Raw genomic sequence first — 14,191 nt, forward strand, 5'->3', positions numbered from 1 at the left:
AACCTTTTAAAAATAATATCGAATTCAGCGACGGAATTCCTGGCGCGGCCCGTTTGAATGGGTATGAGCGGCGGCACTCGGGCCGCGTCAACAAAAGGAAACGGAAATGAAAAACGTTACATTCATCTCGGCCATTGTCATGTCGGCGGTTGCGATTACCGGTACTTCTGTTTTGGCCGCTGGCTCGGGTGGCCGCGAGCCGGTGTCCTTTCAGGAATTGGACGCCGATGGGGATGGTCAGGTGACGCAACAAGAGATGGAGGCGCACCGCACCGCTCGTTTCACCGAGGCGGACACCAATGGGGATGGAAAGCTGAGCCAGGAAGAAATGCAGGCTGCCGCCCAGAAGAAAGCCAGTGATCGGGTTGCCAGGATGTTCGAAAACAACGACGCGAACAAAGATGGCTTCCTCAGCCAGGATGAGTTGCCGAAACCGCGCCGGGCTGACAAGATGTTTGATCGGATGGATGCGGACAACAGTGGCGGAATCTCAGAACAGGAATTTGCCGATGCCAAAGATCGGATGGGACGGCACCATAAGAAAAAGCATCAAAAATCGGATACAAGCGATAACTGATGCAGGATGGAGGATCTGACCTCCCACCAACAAGATGTTCGCGGCGCGGATTGCGCCGCAAACACACTCAGCGACGATGCGTTGCTGAGGCAATTCGCTGATGGTGAGGCGGGGGCGGCACGGATCCTGACCGATCGTTTGGGGCCACGCTGTTACTCGGTTGCTTTGCGCATGTTGGGCAATCGGGCCGAGGCGGAAGACGTGACGCAGGATGCGATGATGCGGTTGTGGCAGATGGCGCCGAATTGGGTTTGGGGTCAGGCCAAGGTATCGACCTGGCTGTATCGGGTGACGCTGAACCTGTGCGTGGACATCAGGCGCAAGAAGACACCCGACAGGTTGTCGGACGTTCCCGAACCCGAAGATGGCAAGGCCAGCGTTGTTGACCGCATGCAGGATGAGGCGCGCAAGGATGCCTTGCAGTTGGCTTTGGCTGAGCTGCCCGAGCGGCAGCGACAAGCGGTCGTGCTGCGCCATATTGAAGAGCTGCCCAACCCCGAGATTGCCGGGATAATGGGCATTTCGGTAGAAGCAGTTGAAAGCCTGACCGCAAGAGGCAAGCGCAGCCTGACCGCGATCTTGGCCGGACGACGCGAAGAACTGGGGTATGACAATGGCGGATGAAGACCTGGAACTTGATCATTTGTTTGCACAGGCACAGCGGCAGCGACCGGCACTGCCGGACGATCTTGCCGTGCGCATCCAGACGGATGCTGAAACTGTTCGCCTCGGTCGTCTTGCGCCTGCACCGCAGCCGATGCCTTCGATATGGAACAGGTTGATAAGCAATGTAGGAGGATGGCAGGGCCTTGGCGGGCTTGTCGCCGCAAGCGCTGCCGGGGTCTGGATCGGGTTTTCCGCACCGGCCTTTCTGCCGGACCCGGCCAGCCTGTTGACGTCAGAGGAGACATCCTTCCTCGTGGCCGACCTTGGATTTGACTCGAGTTTTTTGGAGAGCACGGAATGAACGCTGATCCCAAGCCCAAACGCAAGTGGGTGCCTGTCGTCCTGGCCTTGTCACTGGCGCTGAACCTGCTGGTTGTCGGTGTCGCTGTGGGCACCGTATTGCGCCTCAAAGGTGGGGATCATGCCAAATCACCGCCCGGCTTCGGCCCCGCGTTGTACCGGGCCCTGCCCAAGGATGATCGAAAGGCGATGCGGGGCGAGCTGACGGGCCTGCACAAAAAAGGATCAAAGGGTCGTACTCAGGATTTTGAAGCGCTCAGTCAGGCTTTGCGCGCAACGCCCTTCGACCCGGTCGCCGTTCAGGTTCTGTTGCAACAACAAGCACAGGCCACCGCCGATTTGCAGCAGGCCTTGCAAACGCAATGGCTGGCACGTGTGACCGCCATGAGCAATGATGAACGGCAGGCTTATGCAGACCGATTGCAGGAAGTCGTCAAACGCGGGCCGCATGGGCACAAGAAAAGAGACTGAACAGATCAGGCCGCACTTTGCCTGATACTCACCTGATTGCGCCCTGCCTTCTTCGCAGCATACAGCGCTTTATCCGCGGATTTGATCAGGTTTTCCACGCTTTCAGCCGCATAGTCTTGCCGGGCGAAACCGACCTGAGACAACTTCAACCCGATACTGACCGTCACATCAACTTGTGCCCCATGGTCCGGTAACAGGAACGGGGACTGACAGATGCTGTCACAAACGGTTTCGGCCAGGTTCAACGCCTGTTTGGGCGATACATCGGGCACGCCGATCATGAACTCTTCCCCCCCGATGCGGGCGACAAATCCACGGGATCCCAAGGCATGTTGCATACGTTCCGCCGCTTGCGTCAAAACGTAATCGCCGCTTGCATGGCCATGGCCATCATTGATTGCCTTGAAGTGATCCAGATCGGCCAGCATGATCGCAAAACTGCGCCCCGTTCTGGCGGATTGGCGCGCGATTTGATCCAGCGCGCGCATGGCGTAGCGGCGATTGTGCAGCCCGGTCAACGGGTCGATCCAGGATTCCGCGATGCCTCTTTTGAGAGAGACCCGCATCTGATCCAGTCGCGCTTTGCGGGCAATCTGGTTTTCAAGCCGCAGCAGGATCTCCTGTGCGCAGAACCCGCCCAGACAGACAGCATCAGCCCCTCGGTCCAGAGCTTCCGAAGCCTGTCCGGCGTCTTCGTCTTTCAGCACCCCGATCAAAACCGTGTGCCGGGTCACGCCGCGTGATCTCAGGTCGGCAAGGATATTCAGGCCGGCCGGGTTCGAGCCCAGTTCAACCACGATCGCATCGGGAACAGAGCCGGACAACACACCCCGCAGGTTCGACTGAAGATGCCAGTTCAAATCAAATTGACGTTGATCTTCCAGAGCCTTTTGCCAAAGCGTGCCGTTTCGGGCCGTGTGGGTCAGGATATCAACCCGCGCCGCTTTGGACGGTCTGATTATGGGTTGGACCGGCTCTGCGAAGCCAATCGATTGCGATCCGTTGCTGACCTGCAAATCCTGAGTGGCCGCACGAGCACGCAAAAGGCTGCGAATGCGCGCCAATAATAAGGTGTCTTTGAACGGGTGCGTCAGAACATCATCCAGCCCGTCCTTTAACTCCCGCAGCCGGGCGTCCCGGTCATTTTGCGCGGCAATCGCCACGACCGGAACGTCGTCAAGGCCGGGTTCCTTCACAATCGCCTTCTTCACATCCGCAGCCGTTCCATCCGGCAACGTCTGAGCCGTCAGAACCAGATCCGGTTGCGTACGCCGCACGAGCGCGGGCAACCCTTCAAGCTTTTCGCCCTGCACCACGTGATACCAGGCCGCCGTCAGCTGTACCTTCAGCATGATGCGATTGGTCGATACCCCGTCGAGGACAAGGATGGTTCCCTGCACAGACATAGTTGTTCACCGTTGATTGCATGCGTGAACAAAGTGTTTATGACTCTGGTTAACAAACCCTTTCCAAGACCGGATCTGACCCAAGTTTATGCCGATATCCTCTGATTCCGCCCAAACTCTTGCGCTGACGGCCCTGGCCTGGCTGGTCAGCAATGACGAGCTTTTGCCTGTTTTTCTGGGCTCTACGGGCGCATCGATCGAGGATGTCCGCGATCGGGCAAGCGATCCCGAGTTTCTGGCGTCGGTTCTTGATTTTCTGGTGCTTGACGATTCGTGGGTCATGGCGTTTTGTGATGCCAATTCACTTGCCTATGACCTTCCCGCCCAGGCAAGGGCGGTATTGTCTGGCGGCGCTGAGATACACTGGACATAGCCATATTTTCCGCAGGAGCACCGGATGCCGATAGATGCGATCATCTTTGACAAAGATGGCACGCTGTTTGACTTTGCAAATACGTGGGGAGGGTTCGGGCGCTCCATGCTGTTGCGCCTGTCCAACGGGGACGAAGATCGCGCCACCGAGCTTGGCCGTGTCATCGGATATGATTTCGAGCAAGGGAGATATACCGAAGACAGCATTGTAATCGCCGCCACGGTCGAGGAAATCGCGGAGGTTCTGATTGCCCATGTCGATGGCGTGACCTTACATGAGATCATCGATTTGATGAACTCCGAGGCCGCCTCGGCCCCGCAGGTGCCCGCTGTTCCATTGGTTCCGTTCCTGGAAGGTCTGCAAAATTCCGGAATCAAGCTGGGCGTTGCGACGAATGACAGTGAACATCCCGCTTTGCAGCATCTCGAATCTGTCGGGGTAAGGGGGCATTTCGATTTCGTCGCCGGGTATGACAGTGGTCACGGGTTCAAGCCGGGACCGGGCCAGTTGCTGGCCTTTGCCGCCCATATCGGGGTCGAGCCATCTCGTATCGCGATGGTGGGTGACAGTCTTCATGACTTGCAGGCCGGGCGCGCGGCGGGGATGACCACGATCGGTGTTTTGACCGGTTTGGCCGAGGCCGATGCTTTGGCTCCGATGGCGGATGTGATTTTGCCGGATATCGGTCATATTCCCGAATGGTTGGCCAAAATCTGATTTTCAAATCCGGGATTCGACAAAACGGAATGAAAAACCGACATATTCTGTCGCATACGGAGCGGCCATAGGCGTCCCTTCGGGGCTTGCTTGACGAAAGCAAGAACAGGAGGCACCGATGGCCGAGACTAAAACACGCAAGCGCCGCGGAGGAGGGCGCGCAGGGGCGGCTGCGCGCAGGGGCAGTGCAGCGATTGACCAGATGCCCTGGGATCCGCCGGTCAACATCGATCGACCCACAGAACCTTTGGATCAGGCCGGCATCGAAGCGATCCATGAAGGGGCGATGCGCATCCTCGAAGAGATCGGGATCGAGTTTTACAACGAAGAGGCAATAGGCATCCTGCGCGAAGCCGGTTGCACCATCAACGGCGACAATGTCCGCATGGGGCGGGACTTTGTCATGGAGATGATCGCCAAGGCTCCCAGCCGGTTTTCGATCACCCCTCGCAATCCGGATCGCAAGATCGAAATCGGCGGGAAGAACATCCTGTTCGGCAACGTCTCTTCCCCGCCGAATTACTGGGACATGGAGATCGGGAAAAAAGTACCGGGCAATCGCGAGATGTGTCGGAACCTTCTGAAGCTGACGCAATACTTCAACTGCATCCATTTCGCGGGCGGATACCCGGTCGAGCCGGTCGATATCCACGCCAGCGTTCGCCATCTGGATGTGCTGTACGACAAGCTGACCCTGACCGACAAGGCCATGCACGCCTATTCACTGGGCAAGGAACGCGTCGAAGATGTCATGGAAATGGTGCGCATCGCAGGAGGGTTGAGCCATGAGGAGTTCGAGGCCGCGCCGCGCATGTATACCAATATCAACTCTACCTCGCCGCTGAAACACGATCACCCGATGATCGACGGGTGTCTGCGCCTGGCGCGGCGCGGTCAAGCGATTGTTGTCACGCCCTTTACGCTGGCGGGTGCGATGGCCCCCGTAACCATGGCAGGCGCCGTGGCGCAATCCTTGGCCGAGGCGCTGTGCGCCATTGCGCTGTTCCAATACGTGCGCCCCGGTATTCCCTGTGTGATCGGTACATTCACGTCGAATGTGGATATGAAATCCGGCGCGCCCGCCTTTGGAACACCGGAATACATGCGTTCGACCCAGATGACCGGCCAGATGGCGCGGTTCTATGGTTTGCCCATGCGGTCTTCGGGTGTTTGTGCGGCAAATGTGCCGGACGGGCAGTCTGTGTGGGAGACTTCGAACTCGCTTTGGGCCGCCGTGCAATCGGGCACCAATATGGTCTACCACGCAGCCGGTTGGCTTGAGGGCGGTCTGATCGCCAGCCCGGAAAAGTTTATCATGGATTGCGAAATCCTACAGCAAATTCAACGCTATATGAACCCCGAGTTGACCGCCACAGGGCCGGACGAGATTGCACTGGATGCGATCCGGGCAGTCGGCAATGACGGTCATTTCTTTGGCATTCAGCATACGCAGGATCGCTATACCACGGCCTTCTATCAACCCTTCCTGAGTGATTGGAAAAACTATGAAGGATGGGAGGTCGCCGGCGGCATCTGGACGGCAGAACGCGCGCATCACATGTTCAAGGAGATTATCTCGAGCTTTGACGCCCCCCCGATCGATGAAGGCATTCGCGAGGAACTGGCCGCTTTTGTCGAACGCCGCAAAGCGGAAGGCGGCGCGCCCACGGATTTCTGATCGGACAGGTGGTCTCGAGCTGATACTCGGTTGAATTTGCTACAACTCAGGGTGGATTTTGGCTATTTGTTAAGGTTTTTCCGGCCACAGTGCACAGGACACCAAACTGGGGCATCTGATGCATGGTCTGATCAATCGGGCGATACAGTCCTTTGTCTGTGCGACCTACGGGCGATCCTGCTGGTTGCGCGTGACCGAAGCCGCGCGGCTGGGGTTTGTCGAGTTCGAGGCCATGCTCGTCTATGACGATGACATGACGTCCAAGGTAATGGAGGCGCTGAGCGCCGACCTTGATCGACCGCCAGCCGAAGTCTTTGAGGACCTGGGAACGTACCTCGTATCTCATCCGAATATGGAAGGGCTGCGCCGCCTTCTCAGGTTCGGCGGCGTAAGCTACGTGGAATTTCTTCATTCGCTCGACGATCTGGCGGACCGCGTGCGGCTGGCCGTGTCTGATTTGACCCTGCCGGCCTTGGAACTGAGAGAGCTGTCAGCCACGGAATTTCAGCTGAGTTGCTCTCCGGGCCTGCCAGGGTATTCCAATGTCATGGTTGGGATCCTGCGCGCAATGGCGGATGACTATGGTGCGCTGGTGATGCTGTCACACGAGGGGCAGCAGCAAGGCAGTGATGTCATTTCCATCATGTTGGTTGAAAGCGCTTTTGCCGAGGGGCGGCATTTTGATCTGGGGGCTCGGAACGGATGACAGACACCCAAGAACTGGCTGGTCTGCTGGAAACGCTTTGCCCGATGTTCCTGTTGGTGGACCAAAATGGGCATATTCGGCAGGCAGGTCCGACCCTGCAAAAGTTGCGACCTGAACTGCCGCTGGTGGGGCAGGGATTTCTGGATGTGTTTGAACTGATCCGCCCCAGAACGATCACCACCATTCCCGCCCTGATGTCAATGGCGGGGGCGAAGCTGCATCTGAGGTTTCATGATGAACCCCGCACAACCCTGAAAGGCTTGGTCGCTCCTTTGCCGCATTCCGGTGGTGCGGTCATCAATCTGTCATTTGGTATCTCGATTTTGGATGCGGTGCGGGACTATGCGCTGACAAGTGCTGATTTCTCGGGCACGGATCTGGCGATTGAGCTATTGTATCTGGTCGAAGCCAAATCCGCCGCGATGGAGGCATCCCGCTCTCTCAACCTTCGGCTGCAGGGTGCGATGCTTGCAGCCGAAGAGCAGGCCTTTACCGACACATTGACCGGACTGAAGAACCGCAGGGCGATGGATCACTTGCTCGAGCATTTGATTTCGGGAAATTCCACCTTCGCGCTCATGCATCTGGATCTGGATTTTTTCAAATCTGTAAATGACAAGCTGGGCCATGCCGCGGGTGATTTCGTCTTGCAGCAGGCCGCCCGCATCATGCAACAGGAGACACGAAGCAACGACACTGTGGCCCGGGTCGGCGGGGATGAATTCGTCATTGTTTTCAAGGATCTGACTCGGGAAGATACTCTGGCCTGCATTGCTGGGCGTCTGATATCAAGGTTGAATGAACCGATGACGTTTCAGAATCAGAGTTGTTCGATCTCGGCCAGTATTGGCACTGCCTTGTCCACGCAGTTCGACTGCCCCAACGCCGCCGACATTCTTCACGCAGCAGACTTGGCCCTTTATCAGGCCAAGCGCGACGGCCGGTCTTGCCATCGCATGTATTCAGCGTTGAGCAAGGCGCAAACCTGAATTCGTTCAGAAGACACGATGGGCACGTATCGGGGCTTCAGGCTGAATCGAATGCCGCATTTATCTTTTTCGCAATCTGTTGCCGGATCGGAGGCAACTCTCCCACCACCGGCAGGACCACGCCTGAAAACCCCGCGCGATCCAGCTCTTGCGGGACGTCTTCCTGCACATGCCCTCCGGCACAGGCAAAGAACGGAAGGCACAGCGCCTGATCTTCGGTACCGTTTGCAGCGTCAGATATGGAAGGTGGCTCTTCGACGAAACCGACGCGAACGGATTTGAACGCCACCAGTCCCGCAAGCTGTTTCGCAAACTGCAACGCCACGGTCGACGGGTTCCGGCTGCGCCCGGAACCATGCGCGGCAATGACCAGATCGGTGGACCGAGCAGCCCAGTGTTTGTCGGACAATTCCGATCGCAGGGCCTCTGCGGTCAGGGCCGGCAGGTCCGGGTCAATTCCAAGCGGGTCCAAAATCCGTGCCGGATGGTGCCCAAGCCGTTTGGGTAGAGCGCTGGTGACAAACCACCCTTTTGCCATGAAAAGTGGATAGATGACCGAGTTTTCGGGCGCGCGGTCAAGCTTCGACTCCAACGCACCCGGCGCTGCCAGAGTGGCCGAATCCACCGCTATGTGCCCGGTAAGCGCGTTGACCTTGGCGGCGAATGCCGCAAGTGCAGCTTCGGCCGGTTCCGGGTCTGACGGTTGGCCATGAGCGACAATTATGGCATGTGACATGCGGATCTCCTGCAGCGTTGCGCGATAGGTGTTTCACATCAACCTGAAGTCAACACCTCAGTTAGCCCAAAAGTGTCAGCCATAGCCAGACGGTCAGAATGGACGAGGCCGTTCCGATAAGTACCGCCGACGCTGCGACCCGTTTTGCGCGACCATACATGTTGGCGAAGATATAGGCGTTGAAACCCGGAGCCATGGCGGCATTCAAAACCCCCGACCGAAACAGATCCTGCGGCAGGCCCGTGGATTTGCCGAACACCCACACCAGGCTGGGATGCAGCATCAAAGAGATACAGCAAACATACGCAATGGTGCGCAGGTCGCCCTCGGGCTTGTATTTGACCAGCACACCGCCCAAGGCAAACAACGCCCCGGGCAGGGCAGCACGGGTGATCAACCCCAGTGCTTCGTCGACCACCGCAGGGATTGCCAGGCCGGACAGGTTGACTAGAAACCCAAGGGCGATACCAAGGATCAGCGCGTTCTTGAACATTGCAGACAACACAGACCGTGCCATGCGCATGCCACCATGACCGCGATTTCGCACGACCTCCATCACCGTGATCCCGACGCCGTAACAAAACGGAGAATGGAAGGCGATGATCGCGTAGTTGCCGGTCAGGTTCTCGGGCCCATATGCGCGTTCGGTTATCGGCAAACCCAACAGGACAGAGTTTGAGAACAGGCAACAAAACCCGATGGCAACGCAATCTTCCCAATCGCGCCCGAAAATGATGCGTGCGCCGAACAGACCTGTTGTGAAACACAGGGCGGCAGCGGAATAGAAACTGGCCAAAAGCCGGGGGTCGAAACTGGCGCTGAGGTCCAGATGCGCGATGGCCAGGAACAAAAGGCAGGGAATCGCAAAGCCTTGGGTGAACTTCATCAGCCCATCGACATGCGCTTCTTTGAAGTACCCCGTGCGTGTTGCCGTATACCCGGCCCCGATTACAAGGAAAACCGGAAGAATGACGTCGATCAGGCTTTGCAGCATGTGGCCCCCGTGCGACGGGCCTGCTGCGATATCATGCGGGCGACGGGCAGCGGCCTACTGCGACTGATGGATCACCATCCCGTCGAAGGCGGGGGTGATGTGGTCGGGGGTTTCAGCATCGACGGTGGCATAATCGAGATCGATATGCATGTTGGTCAGAACCGCGCGCTTCGGTTGGAGTTCTTCGATCCACCCAAGCGTCTTTTCCAGATGCGCATGCGTTGGATGAGGCGAGCGGCGCAGGGCATCGATGACAAGGCAGTCCAGCCCTTTCATTTCGGGCCAGGCGTCGTCGTAGATCTCGGCGACATCCGGAAGATAGGCGAGTTGCCCTATGCGGAATCCAAGGGAATCGATCGAACCGTGATTCACTTTGAAAGGACGCAACGGAATCGGGCCGCCGGGGCCGTCGATTTCAAATGGACCGTCGATAGACTTGAGCTCCAGTATTGGAGGATAAGGGGAGCCTTCCGGCTGAATGAACGCGTATCCAAACCGCCCCAACAAGGCGTTCTGGGTGTCGCCATCCGCCCAAACGGGAACGCGGGTTTTCATGTTGAACACGATCATGCGCAAGTCATCGATTCCATGCACATGGTCTGCGTGAGAGTGCGTATAGACGACCCCGTCCAACCGCCCTGTACCTGTATCCAGCAACTGGCTGCGCATATCTGGCGTTGTGTCGATCAGAACCGAGGTTGTCCCATCTGGCCCGTCGCGTTCGACCAGCATCGAACAGCGGCGCCGGATGTTCTTGGGGTTTGCAGGGTCACAATCGCCCCACTGACCGCCCAGCCGCGGCACGCCGCCAGAGGACCCGCAGCCTAGAATTGTAAATCGGAAGCCGGTCATGCGGCGGCCTTGTCTGATGCCGCTTTGGTAAACAGCCGGTCGAAGTTCGCCTGTGTCTGGTCAGCAAAGGCGGCATAGTCCATGCCAAAGATTTCAGCCCCCTTTTGGGCCGTGTGCACAGTATAGGCCGGCTCGTTTCGTTTGCCGCGATAGGGCGGCGGGGCCAGATAGGGCGCGTCAGTTTCCACCAGAATGCGGTCCACCGGGGCGTTTGCGAAGATATCGCGCAACTCCTGGCTTTTGGGAAAGGCTGCGATGCCGGACATGGACAGATAAAACCCCAGCTCCAGCGCGGCCTTGGCCAATTGAGCAGACGATGAGAAGCAGTGCATGACGCAGGAATAGGGTGCGTTGCGATATTCTTCAGCCAGAATGCGGGCCATATCTTCATCAGCTGCGCGGGCGTGAATGATCAGGGGCAGCCCGGTGCGCTGGGCCGCTTCGATATGGATGCGCAGTGACTGTTTCTGCACTTCGGCACTGTCGGCGGTATAGTGGTAGTCCAAGCCGGTTTCACCGATACCGACGAATTTGGGATGCCGTGTCAGGGCGACCAGATCATCGACCGAGGCCAATGGCTCGTCCGCGGCGCTCATCGGATGTGTGCCGGCGGCATAGAAGACCGGCGCGTGGGCTTCGGCAATCGCACGGACGGCGGGTTCGTTGCGCAGTTTGGTGCAGATCGTCACCATCCGGGTCACGCCAGCCTGGGCAGCACGCGCGATGATGTCGTCCAACTGGTCTTCGAAATCCGGGAAGTCCAGATGGCAATGGCTGTCGGTAATCTGGGGGGTGTCGCTCATCTGTTCTGACCGGCAGTTTCCTGTATCTTGAACACCGTATCTAGGACCAGAGCGGCAGGGTCAAGGTTGACTGCCTGACCATGTCGCGCTCGGGCTGTGATCGTTGCGGCGACCTCGGCCCAGCGACGGGCTTGATTTGGCGATGCTGACAGACGCGCCAGTGTTTCACCCTCGTTGGGGGCGGCTTCAGGCAGCGGGGGCGTGCCCGTTGCCCCGGTCAGTGCCAGCCGTGACAGAGCGATGTCGATCAGGGTAAGCAAAAGTTCGAACCGGTCCGCCGCACCGCGCTGTGCTGCCGCTTCGGCCAGGGCCAGCGCGCGCTGGCGATCCATGCGGGGCAGGGTTCCCAGAATGGCGATCAGTTCGGTATAGATGTCCAGACCACCCAGATTGATCAAACGCACGGCGTCTCCGACTGAACCCGCTGCAAGCGCGGCAAGGTGTTCTGTCTGCGCGGGAATTTCGGTTTCCGTTTGTGACAGGGCGGCTTGCATGTCTTGCGCGTTCAGCGGGCCGAGGCGCAGCGTGCGACAGCGTGAACGGATGGTTGGCAACAGGCGCGAGGGTTGATGCGATACCAGCAAAAGGGTGGTGCGGGCAGGCGGCTCTTCCAGCATTTTCAGCAACGCGTTGGCGGCGCTGACGTTCATTTCGTCTGCTGAATCCACGATCACGACGCGGCGGCCGCCGTCCGCAGAGGACAGGCCAAAAAACTTTCCAAGCTTGCGGATGTCATCCACGACGATCTCACCGCGCAGCCGTCCCTGATCGTTCAGTGACCGGGTTATTGCCGCCAAACCCGGTTCCGCCCCGGCCTGAATGCGATGGGCCACCGGGTGATCGGGATCGATATCGAGCGTCTCGGGCGGAGGCGGCGCGCCGAACAACCCGCCATCCTCGGTCGGCGGAGTGGAAAGCAGAAACCTTGCAATTCGCCAGGCGAGGGTCGCCTTGCCGACACCGCGTGGCCCAGTCAGCAGCCAACCGTGATGCAAACGGTCCGAGGTGTAGGCGGTCAGGAATGCCTGTTCAGCCGCGTCCTGGCCAAAAAGCCGAACGGTTTCGCGCGGATGTGGTGCGCCCTGCACCTGATCCGGAGAAGGGATATCGTCGCTCATCGTCTACCGCAGTGCTGCCTGGACGATTTCTGTCACATCCTGCGCAACGCTGTCCATGTCCCTGTTGCCATCCACGATGTGAAACCTGTCGGGGAACTCATCGGCCAGCGCCAGAAAACCGGCACGCATCTTCTTTTGTAAATCCGGGCCAAAGTCCTCGAAACGTTCTTCGGTGCCTTGTCGCCCCTTGGCGCGTGCCAGGCCCGTTTCGGGGTCCATGTCGATCAGCAGCGTCATGTCCGGTTCGCGCCCGATCATCAGGCTGTGCAACTGATCCACCAGATTTCGCAGGTCACCCCGGGACAAGCCCTGATACATACGTGTGCTGTCAGCAAAGCGGTCGCAGATCACAACCTTCCCTGCCTCCAGAGCTGGCTCGATTGTACGCTCCAAATGGTCGCGGCGGGCTGCTGTGAACAGCAGAATCTCGGTCTCGGCCGACCAGCGATCCGGGTCGCCCTCCAAAACCAAACTGCGAATTTCCTCGGCCCCCGCGGAACCGCCGGGTTCGCGCGTCAGTACCACCTCGTGACCCTGCGCGCGCAGATGTTCCGCCAGCATCCGTGCCTGTGTTGACTTGCCTGAACCGTCAATGCCTTCGAAGGTCAGAAATAACCCCGCTTTCGTCACATCGACTCCAGCGGGTTGTTGATCACGTCTTTCAATACGATACCGCCGACGGTCAGCATGCGCACCACAAACCCGCCAATCGCAACATCTTCGGCTGCCACCAGCGGGCGCCGGATTTCCGGCAGCCCTTCGGGCTTGATAACCAGTTCGGCCAGCTGCTGACCTTTTTTGACGGGCGCGTTGATCGGGCCGTCATAGACCACTTCGGCCTCGACATTCTGAGTGCCCAGAACCGGGAACAGCACATTCAGATCACCTTCGGGAACAAGGCCCACGGTCTTTTTCTCGCCCATCCACAGTTTGGCTTCGGCTATCGGCGTTTCCGCAGTGGCAACTGTCCTCTCGACAAAATTTCGAAACGACCAGTTAACCACGGCCTCAGCCTCCTCTGCCCGTTGGCCGGTGCTGTCGAGCCCCGTCAGCACAAAGATCACACGCCTGTCGCCTTGTTTGGCGGACCCGACAAGGCCATAGCCCGCTTCTTGCGTGTGGCCGGTTTTCAGGCCATCTGCGCCGATATCCAGCCGCAGCAACGGGTTGCGGTTGCGGGCGTTCGAGGGCGCGCGGCCATCGAATTCGAAAACTTCTTCGGCGAAAAGGGGATAGTATTCCGGAAAGTCAGTGATCAGCCGGTCTGCAAGAACGGCCAGATCATGAACTGACATCATATGCCCGGCGGCGGGCCAGCCGTTTGAATTTGCGAAGTTCGAATTGTTCATGCCCATCTGCTTGGCCCGCTGGGTCATGTATCGCGCAAACCCTGTTTCGGTGCCATCCGGGCTGAGCGCTTCGGCAATGACGACGCAGGCGTCATTGCCCGACAAAACGATAATGCCGCGCAGCAGATCTTCGACACGTACGCGATCCTGCGTATTCAGGAACATCGTCGAGCCGCCATAGCTCATCGCGTGTTCCGAAACAGGCAGAGTTTCGTCCAGCGTCAAGCGCCCGTCCCGCAATGCTTCGAACGCAACATAAAGCGTCATGAGCTTGGACATCGACGCAGGCGGCAACGGTTGGTCGGCTTCTTTCGACAGCAGCACGGTACCGGTGGTTTGGTCGATCACGTAAGCCGCGCGGGCGGATGTATCAAAAGCCTGGGCCGGTATCGCCAGAACGGCAAGCCCAAGAGCCAGAACAGATGTTCGTATTGAGGACAGCATGTTAAGCCTCCC

The 14,191-nt window shown here is 58.5% G+C and carries 17 protein-coding genes; 9 read left to right on the forward strand and 8 right to left on the reverse strand.

The genetic code is table 11. The annotated features are described in order from the left end of the window. Nucleotides 1-106 precede the first annotated feature (106 nt). The 4 genes from ACR0LI_RS02730 to ACR0LI_RS02745 are packed head-to-tail and all read left to right on the forward strand — an operon-like array spanning nt 107 to nt 2,014. A complete protein-coding gene (locus ACR0LI_RS02730; RefSeq protein ID WP_171631177.1) occupies nt 107-577 on the forward strand; it encodes an EF-hand domain-containing protein in 471 nt (156 codons plus the stop codon). Between the two features lie 6 nt (nt 578-583). Beyond that, nucleotides 584-1,201, forward strand: coding sequence for an RNA polymerase sigma factor (locus ACR0LI_RS02735; protein ID WP_480717973.1), 618 nt, complete (start codon nt 584-586; stop codon nt 1,199-1,201). Beyond that, nucleotides 1,191-1,544: a hypothetical protein gene (locus ACR0LI_RS02740; protein ID WP_171631181.1), complete on the forward strand. Its 354-nt coding sequence runs from the start codon at nt 1,191-1,193 to the stop codon at nt 1,542-1,544. The genes ACR0LI_RS02735 and ACR0LI_RS02740 overlap by 11 nt, the downstream gene beginning before the upstream one ends. Continuing rightward, entirely contained in the window at nt 1,541-2,014 is a 474-nt protein-coding gene (locus tag ACR0LI_RS02745; RefSeq protein WP_480488042.1) for a periplasmic heavy metal sensor, read from the forward strand. The genes ACR0LI_RS02740 and ACR0LI_RS02745 overlap by 4 nt, the downstream gene beginning before the upstream one ends. A gap of 5 nt (nt 2,015-2,019) precedes the next feature. On the opposite strand, the gene ACR0LI_RS02750 is transcribed toward ACR0LI_RS02745, so the two are convergent. Beyond that, entirely contained in the window at nt 2,020-3,420 is a 1,401-nt protein-coding gene (locus ACR0LI_RS02750; RefSeq protein WP_480717974.1) for a diguanylate cyclase, read from the reverse strand. A gap of 88 nt (nt 3,421-3,508) precedes the next feature. Between ACR0LI_RS02750 and ACR0LI_RS02755 the strand changes: the two genes are divergently transcribed. The 5 genes from ACR0LI_RS02755 (at nt 3,509) to ACR0LI_RS02775 (ending at nt 7,883) form a co-directional block, all read left to right on the forward strand. After that, on the forward strand, nt 3,509-3,793 hold the full coding sequence (locus ACR0LI_RS02755; RefSeq protein WP_171631188.1) for a DUF3572 domain-containing protein: 285 nt from the start codon (nt 3,509-3,511) through the stop codon (nt 3,791-3,793). A gap of 24 nt (nt 3,794-3,817) precedes the next feature. After that, on the forward strand, nt 3,818-4,510 hold the full coding sequence (locus tag ACR0LI_RS02760; RefSeq protein ID WP_171722967.1) for an HAD family hydrolase: 693 nt from the start codon (nt 3,818-3,820) through the stop codon (nt 4,508-4,510). Between the two features lie 118 nt (nt 4,511-4,628). Next, complete coding sequence (locus tag ACR0LI_RS02765) at nt 4,629-6,188, forward strand: trimethylamine methyltransferase family protein (protein WP_171722968.1); 1,560 nt, start codon at nt 4,629-4,631, stop codon at nt 6,186-6,188. Nucleotides 6,189-6,306: 118 nt separating this feature from the next. Next, nucleotides 6,307-6,894, forward strand: coding sequence for a heme NO-binding domain-containing protein (locus tag ACR0LI_RS02770; RefSeq protein ID WP_480717975.1), 588 nt, complete (start codon nt 6,307-6,309; stop codon nt 6,892-6,894). Further along, nucleotides 6,891-7,883, forward strand: coding sequence for a GGDEF domain-containing protein (locus tag ACR0LI_RS02775; protein ID WP_210092572.1), 993 nt, complete (start codon nt 6,891-6,893; stop codon nt 7,881-7,883). Before ACR0LI_RS02770 ends, ACR0LI_RS02775 begins: the two co-directional genes overlap by 4 nt. Nucleotides 7,884-7,920: 37 nt before the next feature. On the opposite strand, the gene ACR0LI_RS02780 is transcribed toward ACR0LI_RS02775, so the two are convergent. The 7 genes from ACR0LI_RS02780 to ACR0LI_RS02810 all read right to left on the reverse strand — a co-directional run bounded on the left by ACR0LI_RS02780 (nt 7,921) and on the right by ACR0LI_RS02810 (nt 14,179). Next, on the reverse strand, nt 7,921-8,619 hold the full coding sequence (locus ACR0LI_RS02780) for a CbiX/SirB N-terminal domain-containing protein (RefSeq protein WP_171631209.1): 699 nt from the start codon (nt 8,617-8,619) through the stop codon (nt 7,921-7,923). A 61-nt stretch (nt 8,620-8,680) separates the two neighbouring features. Beyond that, nucleotides 8,681-9,613 (reverse strand): AEC family transporter, encoded by a 933-nt coding sequence (locus ACR0LI_RS02785; RefSeq protein ID WP_480488032.1) that lies wholly within the window; start codon nt 9,611-9,613, stop codon nt 8,681-8,683. Between the two features lie 54 nt (nt 9,614-9,667). After that, entirely contained in the window at nt 9,668-10,465 is a 798-nt protein-coding gene (locus tag ACR0LI_RS02790) for an MBL fold metallo-hydrolase (protein ID WP_171631213.1), read from the reverse strand. Beyond that, nucleotides 10,462-11,268, reverse strand: a complete 807-nt coding sequence (locus tag ACR0LI_RS02795) for a TatD family hydrolase (RefSeq protein ID WP_480717976.1) — start codon at nt 11,266-11,268, stop codon at nt 10,462-10,464. The genes ACR0LI_RS02790 and ACR0LI_RS02795 overlap by 4 nt, the downstream gene beginning before the upstream one ends. Then, entirely contained in the window at nt 11,265-12,386 is a 1,122-nt protein-coding gene (locus tag ACR0LI_RS02800) for a DNA polymerase III subunit delta' (RefSeq protein WP_209832624.1), read from the reverse strand. Before ACR0LI_RS02800 ends, ACR0LI_RS02795 begins: the two co-directional genes overlap by 4 nt. Before the next feature lie 3 nt (nt 12,387-12,389). Next, a complete protein-coding gene (gene tmk / locus ACR0LI_RS02805) occupies nt 12,390-13,016 on the reverse strand; it encodes a dTMP kinase (protein WP_209832626.1) in 627 nt (208 codons plus the stop codon). Then, a complete protein-coding gene (locus ACR0LI_RS02810; protein ID WP_480717977.1) occupies nt 13,013-14,179 on the reverse strand; it encodes a D-alanyl-D-alanine carboxypeptidase family protein in 1,167 nt (388 codons plus the stop codon). Before ACR0LI_RS02810 ends, tmk begins: the two co-directional genes overlap by 4 nt. Nucleotides 14,180-14,191: the final 12 nt, after the last annotated feature.

Source organism: Ruegeria sp. CL7 (assembly GCF_056536445.1).

What these genes read in the sequence shown, in the direction of transcription:
- ACR0LI_RS02730 (WP_171631177.1), top strand. Translation starts at nt 107, where the DNA reads ATGAAAAACGTTACATTCATCTCGGCCATTGTCATGTCGGCGGTTGCG.
- ACR0LI_RS02735 (WP_480717973.1), top strand. Translation starts at nt 584, where the DNA reads ATGGAGGATCTGACCTCCCACCAACAAGATGTTCGCGGCGCGGATTGC.
- ACR0LI_RS02740 (WP_171631181.1), top strand. Translation starts at nt 1,191, where the DNA reads ATGGCGGATGAAGACCTGGAACTTGATCATTTGTTTGCACAGGCACAG.
- ACR0LI_RS02745 (WP_480488042.1), top strand. Translation starts at nt 1,541, where the DNA reads ATGAACGCTGATCCCAAGCCCAAACGCAAGTGGGTGCCTGTCGTCCTG.
- ACR0LI_RS02750 (WP_480717974.1), bottom strand. Translation starts at nt 3,420, where the DNA reads ATGTCTGTGCAGGGAACCATCCTTGTCCTCGACGGGGTATCGACCAAT.
- ACR0LI_RS02755 (WP_171631188.1), top strand. Translation starts at nt 3,509, where the DNA reads ATGCCGATATCCTCTGATTCCGCCCAAACTCTTGCGCTGACGGCCCTG.
- ACR0LI_RS02760 (WP_171722967.1), top strand. Translation starts at nt 3,818, where the DNA reads ATGCCGATAGATGCGATCATCTTTGACAAAGATGGCACGCTGTTTGAC.
- ACR0LI_RS02765 (WP_171722968.1), top strand. Translation starts at nt 4,629, where the DNA reads ATGGCCGAGACTAAAACACGCAAGCGCCGCGGAGGAGGGCGCGCAGGG.
- ACR0LI_RS02770 (WP_480717975.1), top strand. Translation starts at nt 6,307, where the DNA reads ATGCATGGTCTGATCAATCGGGCGATACAGTCCTTTGTCTGTGCGACC.
- ACR0LI_RS02775 (WP_210092572.1), top strand. Translation starts at nt 6,891, where the DNA reads ATGACAGACACCCAAGAACTGGCTGGTCTGCTGGAAACGCTTTGCCCG.
- ACR0LI_RS02780 (WP_171631209.1), bottom strand. Translation starts at nt 8,619, where the DNA reads ATGTCACATGCCATAATTGTCGCTCATGGCCAACCGTCAGACCCGGAA.
- ACR0LI_RS02785 (WP_480488032.1), bottom strand. Translation starts at nt 9,613, where the DNA reads ATGCTGCAAAGCCTGATCGACGTCATTCTTCCGGTTTTCCTTGTAATC.
- ACR0LI_RS02790 (WP_171631213.1), bottom strand. Translation starts at nt 10,465, where the DNA reads ATGACCGGCTTCCGATTTACAATTCTAGGCTGCGGGTCCTCTGGCGGC.
- ACR0LI_RS02795 (WP_480717976.1), bottom strand. Translation starts at nt 11,268, where the DNA reads ATGAGCGACACCCCCCAGATTACCGACAGCCATTGCCATCTGGACTTC.
- ACR0LI_RS02800 (WP_209832624.1), bottom strand. Translation starts at nt 12,386, where the DNA reads ATGAGCGACGATATCCCTTCTCCGGATCAGGTGCAGGGCGCACCACAT.
- ACR0LI_RS02810 (WP_480717977.1), bottom strand. Translation starts at nt 14,179, where the DNA reads ATGCTGTCCTCAATACGAACATCTGTTCTGGCTCTTGGGCTTGCCGTT.